Origin of the sequence: Streptomyces ochraceiscleroticus, from assembly GCF_000720485.1 — a bacterium.
In the GTDB taxonomy this organism is placed as follows: domain Bacteria; phylum Actinomycetota; class Actinomycetes; order Streptomycetales; family Streptomycetaceae; genus Streptomyces; species Streptomyces ochraceiscleroticus.
This window is the reverse complement of sequence record NZ_JOAX01000013.1, coordinates 14,556-34,728: the sequence shown is the minus strand read 5'-3', so window position 1 is coordinate 34,728 and position 20,173 is coordinate 14,556. Positions and strand designations below refer to the sequence as shown.

21 protein-coding genes are annotated in these 20,173 nt (G+C 70.8%); 11 read left to right on the top strand and 10 right to left on the bottom strand.

From position 1 onward, the window contains the following. Positions 1–4 precede the first annotated feature (4 nt). Complete coding sequence (gene ctaF, locus IG84_RS0117440; protein WP_031057678.1) at positions 5–406, bottom strand: aa3-type cytochrome oxidase subunit IV; 402 nt, start codon at positions 404–406, stop codon at positions 5–7. A gap of 16 nt (positions 407–422) precedes the next feature. Then, positions 423–2,048, bottom strand: a complete 1,626-nt coding sequence (ctaD, locus tag IG84_RS0117435) for an aa3-type cytochrome oxidase subunit I (RefSeq protein WP_031057675.1) — start codon at positions 2,046–2,048, stop codon at positions 423–425. A 116-nt stretch (positions 2,049–2,164) separates the two neighbouring features. Between ctaD and IG84_RS0117430 the strand changes: the two genes are divergently transcribed. The 3 genes from IG84_RS0117430 to IG84_RS0117420 all read left to right on the top strand — a co-directional run bounded on the left by IG84_RS0117430 (position 2,165) and on the right by IG84_RS0117420 (position 5,482). Next, a complete protein-coding gene (locus tag IG84_RS0117430; RefSeq protein ID WP_051861869.1) occupies positions 2,165–3,775 on the top strand; it encodes a molybdopterin-dependent oxidoreductase in 1,611 nt (536 codons plus the stop codon). Positions 3,776–3,911: 136 nt separating this feature from the next. Continuing rightward, complete coding sequence (locus tag IG84_RS0117425) at positions 3,912–4,319, top strand: YciI family protein (RefSeq protein ID WP_031057670.1); 408 nt, start codon at positions 3,912–3,914, stop codon at positions 4,317–4,319. Positions 4,320–4,336: 17 nt separating this feature from the next. Further along, positions 4,337–5,482: an RNA polymerase sigma factor gene (locus IG84_RS0117420; protein WP_031057663.1), complete on the top strand. Its 1,146-nt coding sequence runs from the start codon at positions 4,337–4,339 to the stop codon at positions 5,480–5,482. Between the two features lie 48 nt (positions 5,483–5,530). Here IG84_RS0117420 and IG84_RS0117415 read toward each other — a convergent pair whose 3' ends face one another. From IG84_RS0117415 to IG84_RS0117400, 4 genes are all read right to left on the bottom strand, one after another. Then, positions 5,531–5,965 carry a VOC family protein gene (locus tag IG84_RS0117415; RefSeq protein ID WP_031057660.1) on the bottom strand — a complete coding sequence of 145 codons (435 nt, stop codon included), beginning with the start codon at positions 5,963–5,965 and terminating at the stop codon, positions 5,531–5,533. A gap of 120 nt (positions 5,966–6,085) precedes the next feature. After that, positions 6,086–6,613 carry a hypothetical protein gene (locus tag IG84_RS0117410; protein WP_031057657.1) on the bottom strand — a complete coding sequence of 176 codons (528 nt, stop codon included), beginning with the start codon at positions 6,611–6,613 and terminating at the stop codon, positions 6,086–6,088. Between the two features lie 208 nt (positions 6,614–6,821). Beyond that, entirely contained in the window at positions 6,822–7,637 is an 816-nt protein-coding gene (locus IG84_RS0117405) for a thioesterase family protein (RefSeq protein WP_031057653.1), read from the bottom strand. A gap of 84 nt (positions 7,638–7,721) precedes the next feature. After that, the gene (locus IG84_RS0117400; RefSeq protein WP_037800424.1) at positions 7,722–8,141 is read right to left on the bottom strand and encodes an STAS domain-containing protein; all 420 of its coding nucleotides are present in this window, start codon (positions 8,139–8,141) and stop codon (positions 7,722–7,724) included. 254 nt (positions 8,142–8,395) lie between these two features. Between IG84_RS0117400 and IG84_RS0117395 the strand changes: the two genes are divergently transcribed. Together IG84_RS0117395 and IG84_RS0117390 are read left to right on the top strand one after the other, a co-directional pair. Beyond that, the gene (locus IG84_RS0117395) at positions 8,396–8,647 is read left to right on the top strand and encodes a hypothetical protein (protein WP_157848899.1); all 252 of its coding nucleotides are present in this window, start codon (positions 8,396–8,398) and stop codon (positions 8,645–8,647) included. Positions 8,648–8,978: 331 nt separating this feature from the next. Next, entirely contained in the window at positions 8,979–9,740 is a 762-nt protein-coding gene (locus IG84_RS0117390) for a GAF and ANTAR domain-containing protein (RefSeq protein ID WP_051861867.1), read from the top strand. A gap of 52 nt (positions 9,741–9,792) precedes the next feature. Here the strand turns inward: IG84_RS0117390 and IG84_RS0117385 are convergent, their stop codons facing one another. Further along, entirely contained in the window at positions 9,793–10,500 is a 708-nt protein-coding gene (locus IG84_RS0117385) for a nitroreductase (protein ID WP_051861865.1), read from the bottom strand. A 106-nt stretch (positions 10,501–10,606) separates the two neighbouring features. On the opposite strand from IG84_RS0117385, the gene IG84_RS0117380 reads away from it, so the two are divergent. The 4 genes from IG84_RS0117380 (at position 10,607) to IG84_RS0117365 (ending at position 15,503) form a co-directional block, all read left to right on the top strand. Next, positions 10,607–11,194, top strand: coding sequence for a TetR/AcrR family transcriptional regulator (locus tag IG84_RS0117380; protein WP_031057641.1), 588 nt, complete (start codon positions 10,607–10,609; stop codon positions 11,192–11,194). 181 nt (positions 11,195–11,375) lie between these two features. Further along, entirely contained in the window at positions 11,376–11,612 is a 237-nt protein-coding gene (locus tag IG84_RS0117375) for a chaplin (RefSeq protein ID WP_031057639.1), read from the top strand. Between the two features lie 263 nt (positions 11,613–11,875). After that, complete coding sequence (locus IG84_RS0117370; protein WP_051861863.1) at positions 11,876–13,186, top strand: MFS transporter; 1,311 nt, start codon at positions 11,876–11,878, stop codon at positions 13,184–13,186. 55 nt (positions 13,187–13,241) lie between these two features. After that, positions 13,242–15,503, top strand: a complete 2,262-nt coding sequence (locus tag IG84_RS0117365; RefSeq protein WP_031057635.1) for a family 78 glycoside hydrolase catalytic domain — start codon at positions 13,242–13,244, stop codon at positions 15,501–15,503. A gap of 24 nt (positions 15,504–15,527) precedes the next feature. Here the strand turns inward: IG84_RS0117365 and IG84_RS0117360 are convergent, their stop codons facing one another. Further along, positions 15,528–16,169 (bottom strand): flavin reductase family protein, encoded by a 642-nt coding sequence (locus IG84_RS0117360; RefSeq protein WP_031057634.1) that lies wholly within the window; start codon positions 16,167–16,169, stop codon positions 15,528–15,530. Positions 16,170–16,269: 100 nt separating this feature from the next. On the opposite strand from IG84_RS0117360, the gene IG84_RS0117355 reads away from it, so the two are divergent. Then, complete coding sequence (locus IG84_RS0117355) at positions 16,270–16,998, top strand: ArsR/SmtB family transcription factor (RefSeq protein WP_031057633.1); 729 nt, start codon at positions 16,270–16,272, stop codon at positions 16,996–16,998. Between the two features lie 22 nt (positions 16,999–17,020). On the opposite strand, the gene IG84_RS0117350 is transcribed toward IG84_RS0117355, so the two are convergent. Next, the gene (locus tag IG84_RS0117350) at positions 17,021–17,782 is read right to left on the bottom strand and encodes a MerR family transcriptional regulator (protein ID WP_031057630.1); all 762 of its coding nucleotides are present in this window, start codon (positions 17,780–17,782) and stop codon (positions 17,021–17,023) included. A gap of 107 nt (positions 17,783–17,889) precedes the next feature. Further along, positions 17,890–19,203, bottom strand: coding sequence for an ANTAR domain-containing protein (locus IG84_RS39300; protein WP_031057621.1), 1,314 nt, complete (start codon positions 19,201–19,203; stop codon positions 17,890–17,892). Between the two features lie 205 nt (positions 19,204–19,408). Between IG84_RS39300 and IG84_RS0117340 the strand changes: the two genes are divergently transcribed. Next, positions 19,409–20,101, top strand: coding sequence for a lysophospholipid acyltransferase family protein (locus IG84_RS0117340; protein WP_031057618.1), 693 nt, complete (start codon positions 19,409–19,411; stop codon positions 20,099–20,101). Positions 20,102–20,173 lie beyond the last annotated feature (72 nt).

The window sequence follows — 20,173 nt, the reverse complement described above, 5'->3', positions numbered from 1 at the left end:
GGTCCTAGCGGTCCTGTCGGTCCTGACGCCCCGCATACTGGAACACCATCTCGAAGACGCCGAGGGCCAGTACCCCGGCGCCGAGCAGCGCCAGCCACAGCCCGAAGACGACCCCGAGCGCGATGACCGTGAAGCCGGCGGCGACGACGAGGGGCCAGGGGCTGGCGGGCGGGAAGAAGTCCAGCGGCCCGGCGGTGTCGGCCACCTCGGCGTCGCGGCGGTCCTGCGCCCGCCGCCCGCGCCGCCGGTACTGGACGGCCAGGAAGAAGGCGACCAGCGCGGCCATCAGGCAGGCGACGATCAGCACGCTGGTGCCCGCGGGGTCGTGCCCGTACCTGCCGTAGAAGCCCGCGGTGATGGCGAAGAAGCCCGCCACACCGGCGAAGAGCAGCGCCTCCGTCTTCATGTCAGCGCCTCCGTCCTCATGTGTGCCACTCCTTCTCCGGGTGGTGCAGGTCGAAGGCCGGCGACTCGGAGCGGATGCGCGGCAGGGCGACGAAGTTGTGCCGCGGCGGCGGGCAGGAGGTGGCCCACTCCAGCGACCGGCCGTAGCCCCACGGATCGTCGGTGCCGACGCGCGTGCCGTACTTCGCGGTCTTCCACACGTTGTACAGGAACGGCAGCGTCGAGGTGCCGAGCAGAAACGCGCCGATGGACGAGACGGTGTTCAGGACCGTGAAGCCGTCGGCCGCGAGGTAGTCGGCGTAGCGCCGCGGCATGCCGTTCTCGCCGAGCCAGTGCTGGACGAGGAAGGTGGTCTGGAAGCCCACGAAGAGCGTCCAGAAGTGGATCTTGCCGAGCCGCTCGTCCAGCATCTTCCCGGTCAGCTTGGGCCACCAGAAGTAGAAGCCGCCGAACATCGCGAACACGACCGTCCCGAACAGCACATAGTGCAGATGCGCCACGATGAAGTACGAGTCGGTGAGGTGGAAGTCCAGCGGCGGCGAGGCGATCAGTACGCCGCTGAGCCCGCCGAGCAGGAACGTCACGAGGAAGCCGACCGCCCACAGCATCGGCGGCTCGAAGGAGAGGGACCCGCGGTACATGGTCCCGATCCAGTTGAAGAACTTCACCCCGGTGGGCACCGCGATGAGGAACGACATCAGGGAGAAGAACGGCAGCAGCACCGCGCCGGTGGCGAACATGTGGTGCGCCCAGACCACGGCCGACAGCATCGTGATCGCGACGGTCGCGCCGATCAGCCCGACGTATCCGAAGACCGGCTTGCGGGAGAAGACCGGCAGGATCTCCGTCACGATGCCGAAGAACGGCAGCGCGACGATGTACACCTCGGGGTGGCCGAAGAACCAGAACAGGTGCTGCCACAGGATCGCCCCGCCGTTGGCCGCGTCGAAGACGTGCGCGCCGAACTTCCGGTCCGCCTCCAGCGCCAGCAGCGCCGCCGTGAGCACCGGGAAGGCGGGGAGCACGAGGATCGAAGTGAAGAGCACGTTCCAGGTGAAGATCGGCATCCGGAACATGGTCATGCCGGGCGCGCGCAGGCACATGATGGTGGTGATGAAGTTGACCGCGCCGAGCGTGGTGGACACACCCGCCACGACCAGGCCCATCGTCCACAGGTCGCCGCCGGCGCCCGGTGACCGGACGGCCCCGTTCAGCGGCGCGTACGCGAACCAGCCGAAGGCCGCGGCCCCGCCGGGCACCAGGAATCCGCTCACCACCATCAGGCCGCCGAAGAGGTACATCCAGTACGACAGCGCGTTCAGGCGGGGGAAGGCCACGTCCGGCGCGCCGATCTGGAGCGGCATGACGGCGTTCGCGAAGCCCGCGAAGAGCGGGGTGGCGAAGAGCAGCATCATGACCGTGCCGTGGATCGTGAAGAGCTGGTTGTAGAGGTGCTCATCGACGATCTGCAGTCCCGGCCGCGCCAGTTCGGCGCGCATGAGCAGCGCGAGCAGGCCGCCGAGGAGGAAGAAACAGAAGGACGTCACCAGGTACAGATTGCCGATCACCTTGTGATCGGTTGTCTTCGTCAGCCGGAGCAGTCGCCTGCCCAGCGGCGGGGCCGGCCGGTACACCGGCCGCACCGCGCCGTCCGCCAGTTCGGTCACAGACTCGCCTCCCGGGAACACGCCGCATCGACCGTGCCCGAGTGCCCCGCGCCGCGGGGGAAAATCCGCCCGGTCGGCGGGACAATTCGTGTGTGAGCAGGGATCGGGACGTACCAGGGGTGCGCGGCGCCCGGCTGCGGGTGACGGCGGCGGGGGCGGTGAGCGGGCTGCTCGCCGGGTACGCGGCGCTGGCCGTCGCCGAGCTGGCGTCGGCGGCGGTGGGGCCGCAGGCCGGCCCGGTCGTGGCGGTGGGCGGCGCGGCGATCGACCTGACCCCGGCGCCGGTGAAGGAGTGGGCGATCCGGTCCTTCGGGACGGCGGACAAGCTCGTCCTCCAGCTCGGCATCCTGGCCGTACTGGTGCTGCTCGCGCTCGCGCTGGGCGTCCTCGCGCTGCGCCACCGACGGCTGGGCGCGGCGGGCGTCCTGCTGTTCGGCGTGGTCGGGGCGGTGGCCGCGGTGAGCCGGCCGGACGGAGGCACCGTCGACGCGCTGCCGTCGCTGGTCGGGGCGGTGGCGGGCAGCGGCCTGCTGTACTGGTTCGCCGGGCGGCTGCGGGCACGTACGGCATCGGAACCGGAGGCGACGGCCGGGGAAACACCCGTGGCAGGCAAGGGCTGGGACCGCCGTGGCTTCCTCCTCGCAGCCGGGGCCGCGGCGGCGGCCTCCACCGGCGTCGGCGCGCTGGGCCGCACGCTCAGCAGCTCGGGCAGGGACGCGCTCGCCTCCCGGAACCGCGTCGTCCTGCCCCCGCCGGCGTCCCCCGCGCCTCCCGTCCCGCGGGGAGCCCGGCTTCGCGTCCCGGGCCTCGGCCCGTTCCGCACCCCCTCGAAGGACTTCTACCGGGTCGACACGGCGATCCTCGTCCCCAAGGTCGACGCCACGACCTGGCGGCTGCGCATCCACGGCAAGGGCGTCACCGCGCCGCTGACGCTGACCTTCGACGATCTCCTCCAACGCGACCTGATCGAACGCGACATCACCCTCGCCTGTGTGTCCAACGAGGTCGGCGGCCCATACGTGGGCAACGCGCGGTGGATCGGCGTTCCGCTGGCGGAGCTGCTCCGGGAATGCGGCGTCCGGCCGCCGTCCCGGGGCGGGCCGGCCGACCAGCTCGTGGCACGGTCGGTGGACGGCATGACGATCGGCAGTCCGGTCGAGGACGTCATGGACGGCCGGGACGCGCTGCTGGCGCTGGGCATGAACGGCCGGCCGCTGCCGTTCGAGCACGGCTTTCCGGTACGGATGGTCGTCCCCGGCCTGTACGGCTACGTCTCGGCCTGCAAATGGATCGAGGACATCGAGCTCACCACCTTCGACGCCTACGACGCGTACTGGGTCGAGCGGGCGTGGGCCCGCGAGGCGCCCGTCAAGACGCAGTCCCGCATCGACACTCCCAGGCCCGGCGCCCGGCCAGGGGCCGGCACGGTCATGATCGCGGGCATCGCGTGGGCGCAGCACCGCGGCATCGACCGGGTCGATGTGCGGATCGACGACGGGCCGTGGCGGCGGGCCGGTCTCGCTGCCGAGGACAGCCGCGACACCTGGCGCCAGTGGTCTTTCCCGTGGCGGGCGACCCCCGGTACCCACACCCTCACGGTCCGCGCCACGGACCGCACCGGAAAGACCCAGTCCGCACACCGCGCTCCGCCCGTCCCCGACGGCGCGACGGGCCACCACTCGGTGGTCGTCACCGTCGAGTGACCGCGAGACGGCTCACCGAAGCGCATCCACAAGCGCCCAAAAATCATCGGACGGCGATGTCGAGAACCCGCGTCCGGCTCCGTCCCCGGGGTGAAGGCGACCACAATGGGCCGCACCAGAACCGAGGAGAACCACGATGGCCAAGTACCTGCTGCTGAAGCACTACCGCGGCGCCCCGGCTCCGGCCAACGACGTGCCGATGGACCAGTGGACGCCGGAGGAGATCTCGGCCCACATGCAGTACATGAACGACTTCGCGGCGCGGCTGGAGAAGACCGGCGAGTTCGTCGACGGTCAGGCGCTCGCCCCCGAGGGGGCGTGGGTCCGATACGACGGCGAGGGGCGCCCGCCGGTCACCGACGGACCGTTCGCGGAGACCAAGGACCTCATCGCCGGCTGGATGATCATCGACGTCGACAGCTACGAGCGCGCCGTGGAGCTGGCCGGGGAGCTGTCGGCCGCGCCGGGGGCCGGCGGCAAGCCGATCCACGAGTGGCTGGAGCTGCGCCCGTTCCTGACCGCGCCGCCCACCATCACGGAGTGACCTCTCAGGTGACGCAGCTGAACGAGGCCCTGCTGAGGAGCCTCACGCCGAGCGTGCTCACCGTCCTCGTCCGCCGCGGAGCCGACTTCGCGGCGGCCGAGGACGCCGTGCAGGACGCGCTCGTCGAGGCGCTCCGCGTCTGGCCGGCCGGCCCTCCGCGGGATGCGAAGGGCTGGCTGGTCACCGTGGCCTGGCGCAAGTTCCTCGACGCGACCCGCGCCGACGCCGCCCGCCGCCGGCGTGAGGACCGCGTCGAGGAGGAGCCGGATCCCGGGCCCGCGCCCGCGGTGGACGACACGCTCCAGCTCTACTTCCTGTGCGCCCACCCGTCGCTGACACCGGCGTCCGCGGTCGCGCTCACGCTGCGCGCCGTCGGCGGGCTGACCACCCGTCAGATCGCCCAGGCATACCTGGTGCCCGAGGCGACCATGGCGCAACGCATCAGCCGGGCCAAGCGCACCGTCTCTCATGTGCGATTCGACCAGCCCGGCGATGTCGCCACCGTGCTGCGCGTCCTCTACCTGGTCTTCAACGAGGGCTACTCCGGCGATGTCGACCTCGCCGCCGAGGCCATCCGGCTCACCCGGCAGCTCGCGGCCGCGATCGACCACCCGGAGGTGGCGGGGCTGCTCGCCCTCATGCTGCTCCACCACGCCCGGCGCGCCGCCCGCACCGCGCCCGACGGCAGCCTGGTGCCGCTCGCCGAGCAGGACCGCGGCCGGTGGGACACCGCGTTGATCGCCGAGGGCGTCGGGATCCTCCAGGCGGCCCTCGCCCGCGACCGGCTGGGCGAGTTCCAGGCCCAGGCCGCCATCGCGGCACTCCACGCCGACGCGCCCACCGCCGAGGAGACCGACTGGGTGCAGATCGTCGAGTGGTACGACGAGCTCACGCGCCTGACCGACAGCCCCATCGTCCGGCTCAACCGCGCGGTCGCCGTCGGCGAGGCCGACGGACCGCGCGCCGGCCTGGCGGCGCTCGCCGAGCTGGACGCCTCACTGCCCCGCCACACCGCGGTGGCGGCGTACCTCCACGAGCGCGACGGCGACCCGGCGACGGCGGCCCGGATGTACGCCGAGGCGGCCCACAAGGCATCCGACCTCGCCGAGCGCGACCACCTGACGCGCCAGGTCGCCCGGCTCAACACCCGCCGATGTCAATGACGGCGAACCGCACCGGTCGGCTCTCGGAGGTACCGCGTCCGCGGCCACTCAGTCGAGACAGAACTCGTTGCCCTCGATGTCCTGCATCAGGAGGCACGACTCGTTGAAGCCATCGGCACGCAGGAGCTGCAGGCGTACCGCGCCGAGCTCGATCAGCCGTGCGCATTCGGCCTCGAGTGCGGCCACCCGCTCCTCGCCCACGAGCCCGGTGCCGACCCGTACGTCAAGATGCACCCGGTTCTTGACGACCTTGCCTTCGGGAACGCGCTGGAAGAACAGTCTCGGGCCCACCCCCGAGGGATCCATGCAGGCGAACGCCGCACCCTGACGTTCGGGCGGCAGCGAGCGATCGAATGCGTCCCACGAAGCGAACCCCTTCGGCGGCGGCGGTACGACGTACCCCAACACCTCGCACCAGAAACGAGCGACGCGCTCAGGTTCCGCGCAGTCGAAGGTGATTTGGACCTGCTTGACCGATGCCATCGGCCCATCTTAGAGGCGGGATCTTTCGTCGTCTCCACGGGTCCGCCCCTGGCGGATTTCGGGAACGTCGCCTGCGCGCAGGCGAGTTGCCGCCACGCTCCAGTACAACGGCCGCCGTCTTCAGCCGTCGAGTACGCGGTCGGTGTCCAGGCGGGTGAGGAGTTCGGGGTGGTGGAGTTCCGCCAGGGGGGCCAGCAGGTCCGGGTGGCGCAGCAGGGCGGCGGCCTGCTGGTCGTGGGCACCGGGCGAGACCAGGCGGCGGAATTCGACCGGCGTCCCGGTCGCGTGCCAGGAGTCGGCGAGCGCGGTCACCGCGGTTTCGGCCAGGGCCGGCGTACCGAGCAGGGACGCCGCCCAGCTCGCGACGACCTCGTCCACCCACGACCGCCACGCCTGCTCCGCCTCGTCGTCCTGTCCGGGGGCGTCCGCGCCGGTGAGCCAGTCGAGACGCCCCGAGCCGCCCGGGCCGGTGACCGAGACCAGCGCGGCGTCCATCGGCGTCGGGTAGCGCAGCCACGCCGCGACGGTCACGGCCTGCCGGGCCTGCGCTTCGGTGAGGGCAGCGCTCATGGCGCCGCCACTCGACGGATACGCGCACGTCAGCCACCGGGTCGTCGCCGATATCAGCAGGGAGAGGTCTGTGGGCACCGATGAGCCCTCCGAGTCGGTGAGGGGGCAGGCCGCACAGAACGTTACCCAGCGGAACTCTCCGGATAAATGACGCAGGTCACGACCGGGACGTGGCATTCGTCTCCGCGCGTCCAGTACCGGCCCGGTGCCCGCCGACGACCGGCCCGGGGATGTCTCGCACGGCCCCGGGCCGGCAGCGAAAGGCGCCGCCCGGCCGACCCCGGTCCTACGCAGGGTCGGCGGTGGGCTGGGGGCGGACGGTGAGGATCTGCTGTGCGTGGCCGACGGGGCCGTTGATGTCGTGCAGGACCGTGCTGGTGATGCCCTGGCCCGTGCCGCCGAAGGTGACGGTGGTGTCCAGCCCGGTCCAGCGCCCTTCCGGCCGGCGGTGGAGGTGCACGGTGAGGTCGACGTTGGGGAACATCCAGGCGGTGGGCGACTCGCGCACGGCGATGCCGTTGGCGGTGTCGACCAGGGCCAGGTAGGACGCCAGCGGACTGCTGGGCTGTCCCGCGACGAGGTCGAGATCCGTCGATACCCAGGCGGTCGTGCGGCCCGGCCGCGGCGGCGTAACCGGCCGGACGTCCAGGGAGGCGATGTACCCGCCGGGCCATACGGAGGCCAGCGGCCAGGAGGGCAGCGACTCGGGCGGCTGGAGCCGGCCACCGGCGCCGCCGGCCACGGCCGTGGTGTCCACGGCGGCGAGCAGCCAGGCGCGCGCCCGGACCACGGTGCGGTCCGCGATCCGTACGACGGCCTCGATCAGCTCGATCGTACGGCCGGGCCGCAGCGTCTCCACGCGGATCTCGCACTCGTCGAGCGCGAGGCGCCCGAGGATGTCGAAGCTGATCCGCCCGAGGACCAGCCCGCTGTCCGGACGCGCGGCCAGGTGGCGCTCCATGGCGTGCACGATGAGACCACCGAGCGGGCTGAAGTGCTGCTCATTGACGTCCCAGGCACCGCTCGCGTGCGGGGTGGGCTTGTAACGGTGCTCATCTATGGGCTCATAGAAGCTGTCGTGGTGCGGCGCGCCGGTGCTCAACGGAAGGTTCTCCTCGGCCCGATGTCCCTCATGTCAAAGAGTGTCAGGTCAGGATGGCATGCAGGATGCGGGCGGTGCAGATCGTCAGGCCGGGCCCTGGGCCGCGGGCCGGCGGGCCGTGTCGGGCGGCCAGACGGGGCGGTGCCCCTCGGGGAGGGTGGCGAGGGCCCGGGTGACGGTGGTGAACACCGGGAGCAGCTCGCCGCTGCCGGTCTGGTCCAGTACCTGCCGTACGCGGCGGCCCACGCACGCCAGCAGGAGGCGGCCCTGGCGGCGGCGCAGGAGCCAGTGCAGGCCCAGCAGGCAGTTCAGGCCGCGGGAGTCGCAGAAGGTGAGCGCTGAGCAGTCGAGGGTCAGATAGCGGTAACCGGCGCCGACGCAGGCGCCCATCGTGACACGGAAGACGCCTTCGCTGCCGTGGTCGAGTTCGCCGCTGACGCGCAGCACGGCGCCGGTGTCGCAGGAGGCGAGCGTGGTGATCGCCAGTCCGTCGGCGTACGGCATCCAGCACCTCCGGCGCTCTCCATGCCACTTCCTCGTTGCTGCGGATCGTACGGGCCGCGCGGGCGGAAACAAGGTGATTTCCCCGAGTTTTCTGCTTGCTCCGCCCTCGGCCTTGTTCCTTGCCCTCCTTGCACCTTGTCCCTTGCGCCTTGTCCCTTCCGCCTCACTCCTTCTGCCGTTCTCCGGTGAGGAGTTGGTGCGGTCTCTGCGGTACGGTCCGTTCAGGCAACACCCGGCGAGAGGAGGTGGGCACAGTGGCGGGACCTGTGGCTCGCACCGTCATGGACGACCAGACCCAACTCCGCACGATGATCGACTTCGCCCGCCGCCACTTGGCGAGCAACGCGGCCGAGGCCGAGGCGTTCGCCCCCGGCGACCAGAGCGGCCAGATGCGGCACCGCCTCGCCGGCCTCAAGAAGACGATCGAACTGCTCCTGGAGGCCGCCGAACCGCTGGCCGCCCCGCCTCGAAGCAACACGCCCCGGCCGGACGGCACGGCCGAGTAATCCGGCGACCTCACCCGCCCCCGACCGGGCGCTGAGTGATATACCGCACGGATTGATAGGAATACCGTGCGGACTGATAAGGCATCACTTATCAGCGGTCAACGCCGCGACCTGCGCCCTCACCTGTTCAGGGTCCGCACCACGCTCCTCGTGCACTGAACCGGAAGCATGGCATCCGCCAAGGTCACAGCGCTGACCGGGAGTAGCCCACTTGCTCCGCTGAGCGACCATTGCCAGGATGCGGGTGCACTTGAGATATGACCCAGCAGCATGCCAACGTCAGATTCTAGCCAGGATCATCGGGCGTTCGGTCCACAGGAGACGACTACGCATGTGCGACGAAACGACCCATCAGCCATCGGTCCACCAGCAGTTGACGCCTCTTCTCCTCGACCTCGCCGACACTGCCCCACGCGACCTCGACAACGGTGGCGTCCTGCGGCGACTGACCGACCACAGCCAGAAGCTGCCGGGCGTCGAGGCGACGGCGGTGATCTCCGTGGACGAGCGGACCAAGAACACTCCTACGGTGGCAGCCGCATCGGACCACGCATCCGGTCAACTGGCACAGGCACAACTGGAATTCGACGAAGGCCCTGGCCTCGAAGCCCTCCGCACCGGACGTCGGCTCGCCGACCTCCCCCTCGACCGCCCGAGCTTCCGTTCCCGATGGCCGCGATTCGTCCCCCGGTCCCTGTCCGAGGGATTCACCGGCATCACCGTCATCCCCCTCCGCCACCAGCACCGGGCGATCGCCGCACTCCATCTCCATCACCAGCACTGCCCCCACCACGCATTACCCGGCGAATCCGTCCGGGCAGCACAAGCGATGAGCGACGCGGCGGTCATCGGTGTGGCTCATGAGAGGCAACAACGGTACGTCGACCAGTTGCAATCGGCCCTGACCTCGCGGATCGCCATCGAGCAGGCAAAGGGAATGCTCGCGGAACGCTTCGAGTGGACCATGGAGGAGGCGTTCGAACTGCTCCGCTCCTACGCGCGCAGCCACAACACCCGCCTCAACGACCTCGTCCGCTCGGTCATCGACGGCCCGCCCACCGAGGGCCCGTTCCGGCGCACATCACCCCGGTAACCGGCCCGCCCCCACAGGGACGCGCCACCGGGCTCAGGGGGGCGCACTGTCCCTAACGGTGAAAGGTCGTGGTCGCTTCGAGGGGAGCCCGGCCGGTCGTGAGGTGGTTGACCGGTGCGGCCCCGTCGGCGTAACCGAAGGAGACTCCCACGAGCAACTTTCCCTCTGCCACGCCTAGTTCCTCGCGAACGGTGTCGGCGTAGAAGCTCAGCAGCCCTTGCGGGCAGCTGTCTATGCCGTACGCGGTCATCGCCAGCAGCAGCGTCTGGGTGTAGATGCCGACGTCCGCGGCCAGCCGCGCCCCGGCATCACCGGTCACGAAGAGGAAGGCGACGTGCGGGGCGCCGTAGAAGCGCAGACTCTCGGCGTCGTAGGCCCCGCGGGCCGCCACGTCGTCCCGGCCGATGCCCAGCGCGCCGTAGAGCTCGCCGCCGAACGCGGCCCGGCGGCGCTGCTGCGCCGGCGAGTACATGTCCTCGTCGTACGGGAAGTCGATCGTGGTGCGCCGCTCGGCGTGGGCCGCCTGGAGTGCGTCGGCGAGACGGTCGCGCGGCGCCCCGCTCACCACCTCGACTCGCCAGGGCTGCGCGTTCGAGTTGGACGGCGCGGCGCCGGCGAGCGCGAAGACCGCGCGCAGGGTCTCCTCCGGTACCGGGTCGGGCAGGAAGGCGCGGGTCGCCCGGCGGCCGCGGATCAGCTTCTCGGCGTGACTGCTCAGCTCGGTGCGGTGGGGCGGGCCGGACGTGCCGGACGGGTTCATGGGGCACTCCTCGAGGGGTCACTTAGGTACACGGAAGCGTGTACCTAAGTCTGGACCGTAACAGCATCTCCGCTCTTAAGTAAACGTTCGCGTATACTTTTGCTCCATGAGCGCGACGACCACGAAGACCCGGCGCCGGGGACGCGGCGGGCGGGAGCGGATCCTGGCCGCGGCCGCCCTGCTGTTCGCGAAGCAGGGGATCAACGCGACCGGCATGGAGCAGGTCGCGGAGGCGGCGCCGGTGTCCAAACGGACGCTGTACGCGCACTTCCCGGTCAAGAGCGACCTGGTGATCGCCCACTTGCGGGAGCTGGCCGCATCGGGTCTGACCCTGGAGAGCGTGCTCACCCGCGAGGATCTCGATCCCCGCGAACGCGTCCTCCGGCTGTTCGAGCTCCCAGCACCGGGCGCGAACCCGGTGCGTGGATGCCCGTTCATCGACGCCGCGGTCGAGTTCCCGGATCCGCTGAGCGAGATCCACACATACGCGCGCGAGCAGAAGCTGCTGATGGCGCAGCTCGTCACCGAGCTGGCGGCGGAGCTGGGCGCCGCCGAGCCCGCCGCGCTCGCCGAGCAGTTGGTCACCCTCGCCGACGGCGCGGCCAGCCGCGCGATGGTGCTGGATCAGCCGGATTACGGCCGGCACGCGCGCGCGGCCGCGGAAATTTTGCTCGACCGGGCGACGCGTCGCTGAGCTTCGTCGACCCTGTCGGTGGCGGCCACCCGGACGGCCGGACGGCCGGCGCGCGGTCAACCGGTGGGCGGAATGTGCATACGTACCAGCGAGTTTGGTGACCCGTTCGGGTTACGGGCGTTTTCTGCACATCGCACCGGAGATGCTCCGTGCGGGCATTCCCTCACATCAGGAGACAATCATGAGCATCCGTCGCGCAGTCGCCGCCACCACCCTGGCCGCCGCCGCTGTCCTGGGAGGAGCGGGCGTCGCAGCAGCCGACTCCGGTGCACAGGGCGCCGCCCTGAACTCGCCCGGCATCGCCTCCGGCAATGTCATCCAGGCTCCCATCCACATTCCGGTCAACGTCTGCGGCAACACCATCAACGTCGTCGGACTGCTCAACCCCGCCTTCGGCAACACCTGCGTGAACAGCTGATTCTCGAGCCCCATCACGCCTGCACCGATTCAACGCCGGTCTCCGGTCGGACGCCCCGCCATCTCCCCCTTGCGGCGGGGCGTTCCGCATGCCCGCACGTGAAGGAGGTTCAGCGCCTCGTCGAGAAACCCGGCGCAGCGCCCTTGTGGAGCGGTTCACCGCCGCCTTACGGTATCGCCACTTGAATCGATTCAGCCAGCGGTCACACCGTAACTCAAGCTGCTCCAGGCTTTCCATACGCGACGTTTCAAAGGGGAACCGTCATGGCTCAGCCCCTCCCCCTCACCGCGAAAGCGCCCAACCCCTGGCGGGTGGGCGTCGTCTCCGGAATGGCGTCCTACATCGACGCGGCAGCGATCGTCTCGAACGGCACCGCGCTGGTCATCTACCAGGACGCGATCGGCCTGAGCGGCAGCGAGTTCGGCTGGCTCTCGGGCATCCTCACCTTCTGCATCGCCATCGGTGCCGTCGTCGGCGGCAAGCTCGGCGACGCCTTCGGCCGGCGCGCCGTCTTCCTCGTGACGATGGCGATGACCGTAGCCGGTGCCACGCTGCTGGTCTTCGGGGCTTCCTTCCCGCTCATGCTGGCCGGCGTCGCCCTCGTGGGCCTGGGAACCGGTGCCGACCTGCCCGTCTCGCTCGCCACGATTTCCGAGGCGGCGACCGACAAGAACCGGGGTGCGCTGCTCGGCCTGTCGAACATGCTCTGGACGGTCGGCATCCTCGCCACGGCCCTCGTCGCCTCCCTCGTCGGCGGCCTCGGCCGGCTCGGCGGGCAGATCCTGTACGCCCACGTGGGCATCGTCGCCCTGATCATCCTGCTCCTCCGGCTCGGGATCCCCGAGTCGCCGTACTGGCTCAGGGCCCGCGACGAGCGACGCCGCGGCATCGAGACGGTCCGCGCGGAGCGGGTGCGCTTCGGCGAGCTGTTCAAGCGCCCGTACGCCAAACCGTTCCTCGCGCTGCTGGTCTTCTACTGCCTGACCAATCTCGCGGCCAACACCAATGGCCAGTTCAACACCCACATCGCCGTCAACGTCGTCGGGATCAGCGTCGAACTTGCCTCGCAGCTCAGCCTGTTGGGCTTTCCGCTCGGCATGCTCAGCAGCCTGGTCTTCATGAAGTACGTCGGCACCCACCACCGGATGCGTCTCTTCGCGACCGGCGCGGTGATGCTCATCGTGTCCTACGCGACGCCCGCCGTCGCGGGATTCAGCCTCCCGGCGTTCGTCACGATGGGGATCCTGGGCGGCGCCGGCGGCATGCTCGCCTTCGAGGGGATCATGAAGGTCTGGACGCAGGAGTCGTTTCCGACGATGCTGCGGTCCACCGCGCAGGGCGGGATCATCGCCGTGGCCCGGGTCCTCGCCGCCGTCGCGGCCGTCCTCACCCCGGCCCTCCTCCAGTACAGTCCCCGGCTGACCTACGCGGGCCTCTGCCTCGCCACCGCCATCGGCCTGGGCACCGCCTGGCTGGCCTTCCGCCGCAGGACGCGCAATGAATTCGACGCGGAGGACGAGATCGACGGCGACCAGGGGGCGGTCCCCGTGCGCAGCAACCCGACGCCCGCATAACCCACTTCACGCCACCTCCCTCCGCACCGCACCTCACACACCCCGAAGGTCACGCATGCTCGACAACGCCACGATGATCACCGCCGGCACCGACCGCGCCGCCGCCGTCGTCCTGCACCGGACCGTCGCCCTCGACGCCCCCCGCTCGCAGGTGACCGCGGCACGGCTGCGGGCGAGCGCCCACGGCGTCTACGAGGCCCGTATCGACGGTCGCCCGGTCTCCGGCTCGGTACTCGATCCGGGCTGGACCTCCTACGAGTGGCGGCTGGAGGTCCAGACGTACGACGTGACCCACCTCCTCGACAACGACAACAACAACGGCGACGACCACGACCGCCACCACACCCTCGGCATCCACGTGCTGCTGGGCAACGGCTGGTGGCGCGGCGACCTCGGCTTCGAGGGCGCGAACGCCAACTACGGCGAGGAAATCGGCTTCATCGGCGAGCTCGAGATCACCTTCGCCGACGGGCACACCCAGTCCGTACCGACCGACACCTCCTGGTCCGGACGGACGAGCGAGGTCCTGGAGAACAGTCTCTACAACGGCGAGCGGATCGACGCCCGGCTGCGCGGCACCGGCGTACCGCTGGAGGTCCGCGAGACCGCCTTCGACCGCGCCACCCTCGTCGCTCGAACCGGTCCACAAGCGACCCGGCAGGAAGTACTGCGGCCGCAGCGCATCTGGACCTCGCCGCAGGGCCGGACCCTCGTCGACTTCGGTCAGAACCTCGTCGGCTGGGTCCGTCTGCGTGCCACGGGCCCCGCCGGCACGGAGATCGTCGTCCGGCACGCCGAGGTACTGGAGGACGACGAGCTCGGCACGCGGCCGCTGCGCGCCGCGAAGGCCACCGATACCTTCGTACTCTCCGGCGGTGACGACGAGTTCGAGCCGACGCTCACCTTCCACGGGTTCCGGTACGCCGAGGTCACGGGGTATCCCGGGCGGCTCACGGAGGATGCGCTGGAGGCCGTCGTCGTCCACTCGGACATGGCGCGCATCGGCACCTTCACCTGCTCGCACGACCTGGTCAACCGGCTCGTCGAGAACTCGGTATGGGGCCAGAAGGGCAACTTCCTCCACGTCCCGACCGACTGTCCGCAGCGGGACGAGCGGCTCGGCTGGACCGGTGACATCGCCGCGTACGCCGCCACGGCGTCCTTCCAGTACGACACGTCGGGTTTCCTCCACCGATGGCTGCTCGACCTCGCCGAGGAGACCCGCCATGCCGGCCCCGACGGCGTGCCGCACGTCGTCCCCGACGTCCTGAAGCACGGGAACTTCTCCGATCCGGCGCTGTTCGAGAAGTGGAACGGACCCACCGCCATCTGGGGCGACGCCGCGGTCTGGGTCCCGCAGGCCCTCTGGGAGGCGTACGGCGACCGCGAGCAACTCGCCGCGCACTATCCGGGCATGGTGCTGCACCTGGAGTCCGTACTCCCCCTCCTCTCGGAGAACGGGTTGTGGGACAAGGGTTTCCAGTTCGGCGACTGGCTGGACCCCGACGCCTCGCCGCACGAGCCGTGGGCCGCCAAGGCCGACGCCGGTGTCGTCGCGACCGCGTGCCTGTACCGCTCGGCCTCCTTCGCCGCCGAGACCGCACGCCTCATCGGTGAGGACGCCGACGCGGCGCGCTGGGAGGAGCTGGCCGACCGTACCAAGGAGGCGTTCCGGCAGTACTACGTCGAGGACGGCGGCCGGATCCGCTCCGACTGCGCGACGGTCTACGCGCTGGCCATCTGCTTCGGCCTGCTGGACGACGCGACGCGCGCGGCCGCCGGTCGCCGCCTCGCCGAGGTCGTCCGCGACCGTGACTACCGCGTCACCACCGGGTTCGCCGGCACGCCCTTCGTCACCTGGGCGCTCTCCGAGACCGGGCACGTCGACGACGCGTACCGGCTGCTGCTGGAGACGGAGTGCCCCTCCTGGCTCTACCCCGTGACGAAGGGCGCGACGACGATCTGGGAACGCTGGGACTCGATGCTCCCCGACGGGAAGATCAATCCGGGCGAGATGACGAGCTTCAACCACTACGCGCTGGGCGCCGTCGCCGACTGGCTCTACAAGGTCGTCGCCGGCATCCAGCCTGCGGCACCGGGCTACGCCCGCCTCCGCATCGCCCCGACCCCCGGCCCCGGCCTCGACTGGGCCGGGGCCACCCTCCGGACCCCGCACGGCCGCGTCGAATCACACTGGCGCCGTACGGAATCCGGGGTCGAGGTCCGCGTCGTCATCCCGCCGGGCGTCGAGGCCGACGTACTGCTCCCGGACGGCTCCACGACCACCGTCACGGGCGGCGAGCACGTCTTCCGGTAACACCACCACGAAAACGCACGGAACTCACCGTTGTACGGCAGGCGCCTCGACCTTCCGGGGCGCCTGCGTACGGTAGGAGTGGCCGAGTTCCGGACCGAGTCCGAAGTAGTGGCGGAAGTTGTAAATGAGCGGGCTCCACGCGGCGGGGTCGACGTGGTCGGTGCCGGGGACGACGAGCCGGGGGTCCGCGTGCACCTTCCGCACGGCGGCCTCGACGATGACGAATTCCCCGGAGACGTCGGGCTGCACCCGCTCGGCGCGGGCCTCCAGCTGGAGGGGGCATTCGGCGACGCGCGGCGGCCGGACCATGTGGGAAGGCTCGCCGTGCAGGCCGGCCGCGCCGAACTTGTCCGGCTCGAAGCGGCAGCCCGCCGCCTTGGTCGGGGGCACCGGATCCCGGCCGGTCAGCGGCGCCAGTCGCTCCACCGCCGGCCACAGCGCGGGGTCCGGCAGGTTGATCACCAGGTCGGGCCGCTGGCCGAGATTGCGCGCGGTCTGCCCGTCCCGGCCGAGCCCGAGTACCACCGTCTGCCCGAGCGCCCAAGCGGAGGACATCGGGGCGAGGTTGAACGACCCGTCCTGATTCTCGGTCGACAGCAGGACGACGGGGGTCCCGAAGTACAAAACACTGGGCTCGATGGCTATCCGGTTCGAGATGCCGTTCATGGCGTTGATGTCGTCCCTGGCGTTGATCGCTTGCATGATCCGGAGCCTAGGAACCGGACACTTCGGCAGGCGCCGAACTGTCACCGGAGATAATCGAGCCATGAACACTCAGCACGTACATGACGTACGTGAGGCAGGCCCGGACCTGGCCTCGGTGGCCAGGCTCCTGGCCGATGGCACGCGTGCGGGCTTCTGCCTCGCGCTGCTCGACGGGAGGGCGTGGACGGCCACCGAACTGGCCCGCCACCTGGGCGTGGCACCCTCGACCGCGACGGAGCACCTGAACGCGCTCGTACGCGGCAACCTGCTCGCCGAGGAACGGCAGGGCCGCCACCGGTACGTGCGGCTGGCCGATCCCCACGTCGCCGAGTTGATCGAGAGTCTCGCCGCGATGGCGCCCGGCCGCGTCCCGCCGCCCCGTTCCTTGTCGGCGGCCGGCCGCCGCCAGGCGCTCGCCCACGCCCGCACGTGCTACGACCACCTCGCCGGAACCGTGGGGGTCGCCATCACCGACGCGATGACAGCGCGGGGGCTGCTGGACTGGCAGCACGGACTGCAGCTTACGGGCGACGGAGCGGCATGGCTGGGAGCGCTCGGGATCACCGTCCCGAACGGGACGCGCCGGCCGTCGGTGCGCTCGTGCCTGGACTGGACCGAGCGCCGCCCGCATCTGGCGGGTGCCGTCGGCGCCGCCCTCTGCCGCCACGCGTTCGACGCGGGCTGGATCACTCGCATCGGCACCACGCGCGCCGTAGCGGTCACCCCCGCCGGCCGACACGCCCTCCAGGCCCACCTCGCCCTGCCCGACACCCTCCTCTCCCGGAAATAGGCCGTCCCGGTCCCGGTTGTCCTCAGCTCAGCCGCGTGTTGACGTACGCCTCGATCACGGCCCGTTGGTACTCGGCCAGGCCCGGGGCGATCGCCTCGTACGCGGCGCGCCACTGGTCGTTCTCGACGCAGGCGCGGCCGATCGCGCGGTACTCCTCGGCGGCGACCGTGCGGAACTCGCACAGTGCCCGGTATCCGGCGTCGGCCTGGGCCTGGACCGGGTCCGCGTCGGCGGGCGTGCCCGCGGCCATCCACTCGGCGAGCTGGATCATCTGCGCGGTGCGCGCACGCTGCCCCGCCTCGATCTCCTCCTGGCTCATCCCCGAGGTGGAGCGCTCGACCTCCGCGGCCCGCGCGGGGAAGTCGCGCAGGCTCTCCTGGTACTGGTCGGGGCGGACGCCCTCGAACAGGTTCTCCGGGCGATTGATGGCGGTCATGGGGACACCGTCCTTCCTGGACTGTTCCAGTTCGGCGATCGTGTGGGAGACGGTGCGGGCCAGAGCGTCCAGCCGGTCGCGCTCGGCGAGCAGCCGGCGGTGGTGTCCGCGCAGCGCCTCCACCTCGTCGACCTGCGCGGCCAGGACCCGGCCGATCTCGGACAGGCCCAGGCCCAGCGCCCGCAGCACGAGGAGCTGCTGCAGCCGCAGCAGTTGCCGCTCCTCGTAGTAGCGGTGGCCGTTGGAGCCGATCCGGGCCGGCGGCAGCAGGCCGATCTCGTCGTAGTGCCGCAGTGTCCGGGCCGTCACGCCCGACATCCGGGCGACCTCCGCGATGGACCAGCCCATTGCCGCCTCCCTCACGGGTGCCTCACCGGGCCGGTCTCTCCGGCCCTGGTCAGAACGGTAGAAGCTGCCGCAGCGGCAACTTCAAGCCCTGCGGAGGAGGAAGGTCTTCACGCCGCGGTCGCCGTGCGGTGGAGGTGTTCCAGGGCGTCGAGGACGATGGTGCGGTGGTGCCAGGCGAGCCAGCGGCCGGCCTGGTCGCCGATCCGGTCCAGGGCGCGGGCCTGGGCCGGGGCGAGGAGTTGCTGGGGGCGGTCGTGGTGGGTGGAGACCATGCCGAGGCAGACGCCGTTCGCGGTGGTCAGCGGCGTGCTGTGCGCGGCGCGGCTGCCGGCCTGGAGGATCTTGTAGCGGGCTTCGTCGGTGAAGACCGGGTCGGTGGCGACGTCGGTCACGGTGACCCGTGTGACGTTGCGCGCGGCCAGCGCGCAGGACGTGCCTTCCTTGCCCACGAGGTCGAAGTAGTCGACGAACTCCTCGTTCAGGCCGTGGTGTGCCTCGATGCGCAGGCCGCCGGCGTGGCGGTCGGTGAGCTGCACGTTGCCCATCGGGGTGTCCGAGAGCGTCAGGGACTGGTGCAGGACGGCGGAGATCACCGCGCCGCGGTGGGTGGCGTCCCCGTTCACCTGCGGCAGTGCCGACAGCTTCGGCGGGCGGGTCCGGATGCGGTCGGGGAACCAGCGGGCGGTGCCGCTCTTGGGCCGGGGCGCGTTGAGGACCGCGGAGGCCAGGGACCGGAGCTTGACGTTGTGCTGTTGCGAGGCGTTGCGCAGCAGGGCGAACGCCGCCTGTCCGTCGCGCAATCGGTAGCGCTCCTGCAGTACTCCTTGTGCTTGCGCGATCATGGGATGCGTACGGACCTTCCCCCGGAGGTCCCGTACCTTGCCGCGCAGGCGCTCGATCTCCTGCTCCAGCTCCGGCTCGGGCTTCTCGTCGGGCGTCGTGGCGAGGGGGGCGGGAACGGCGGCTGCCCGTACGGTCTCCGGCGGGGCCGGGACGCAGGCGGTGATCACGTCGTGCGCGGTCGGCAGCACGACGAGGCGGCCGTCGGCGGTCCCCTTGCCGGCCCCGTTGCCGGTGTTCGCGGTCCCGTTGGCGGTATCGGCGTTTCCGTTCCCGTTGGCGGCGGTCAGGGCCCGGGTGACCTCCTCGGACGGGGCGGCCAGCAGGAGCCGGATACCCCGGCGGTCCAGTTCCGCCGCGCACTCCGCCAGACCGCGCGCCGCGGCGACGGACACCTCCCGTACCGTCGACAGGTCGACCGCGACCGCCTCCGGCTGCCCGGCGGTGTCGCGGATCGCCGCGAGGAGCGGGTGGTCGGCGGAGTCCAGGGCCCCCTCGACGCCGAGCATCCGCAGCCACCCGGCCGCAGCAGGCAAACGGACCATGTCGGTCCGGATTTCCCGTGCTGCCTCGCTCTTCATACCGCCTCCGTATCCCGTCGTGTCGTCATGTCGCCATGTCGTCCTCGGCGTCACCGACGTGTCACCGACTTTCATCGGCATGGCCTGAATCGCCGAGGTGCCAGGCGCACCTACGTCACACTACGGCTGTCGCGCAGGAGGTTCGCGCAGTAGACCTGCCAAGACACCGTCGTCGAGCCGGTCCAGACAGAATGAGGAGAACCGCGTGTTCTACCAGGTGCTCAAGTACGTCGTCCTGGGGCCGCTGTTGCGGGCGGTCTTCCGGCCGCGGGTGGAGGGGCTGGAGCACATCCCCGAGGAGGGTGCGGCGATCATCGCCGGCAATCACCTGTCCTTCGCCGACCACTTCGTCATGCCCGCGATCGTGCCGCGCAGAGTGACATTTCTCGCCAAGGCCGAGTACTTCACGGGGCCCGGCCTCAAGGGCCGGCTGACCGCGGCGTTCTTCCGCGGGATCGGGCAGATCCCGGTGGACCGGTCCGGCGGGAAGGCGTCGCGGAGCGCGATCAGGTCGGGGGTGAGCGTGCTCCGCCGGGGGCGGCTGCTGGGTATCTATCCGGAGGGCACCCGCTCGCACGACGGGCGGCTCTACAAGGGCCGTACGGGCGTCGCCGCGATGGCGCTGGAGGCCGGGGCACCGGTGGTGCCGTGCGCGGTGATCGGCACGTTCGAGGCCCAGCCGGCCGGCCGGCGGCTGCCGCGCGCCATGCGCGTCACGATCCGCTTCGGGGAGCCGATGGACTTCTCCCGGTACGCGAACATGACCTCCGAGCACGCCGCGCTGCGGGCCGTCACGGACGAGATCATGTACGAGATCATGAAGCTGTCGGGGCAGGAGTACGTCGACATGTACGCGGCCGACGCCAAGGCGGCGCAGCAGCAGACCGGCAAGCAGTGATGCCGTTCCACGCCCTTCAACGCGCCGCGCACCGTAAGTAAGCAAGCGGGGCGCCCGGGAAACCCCGGGCGC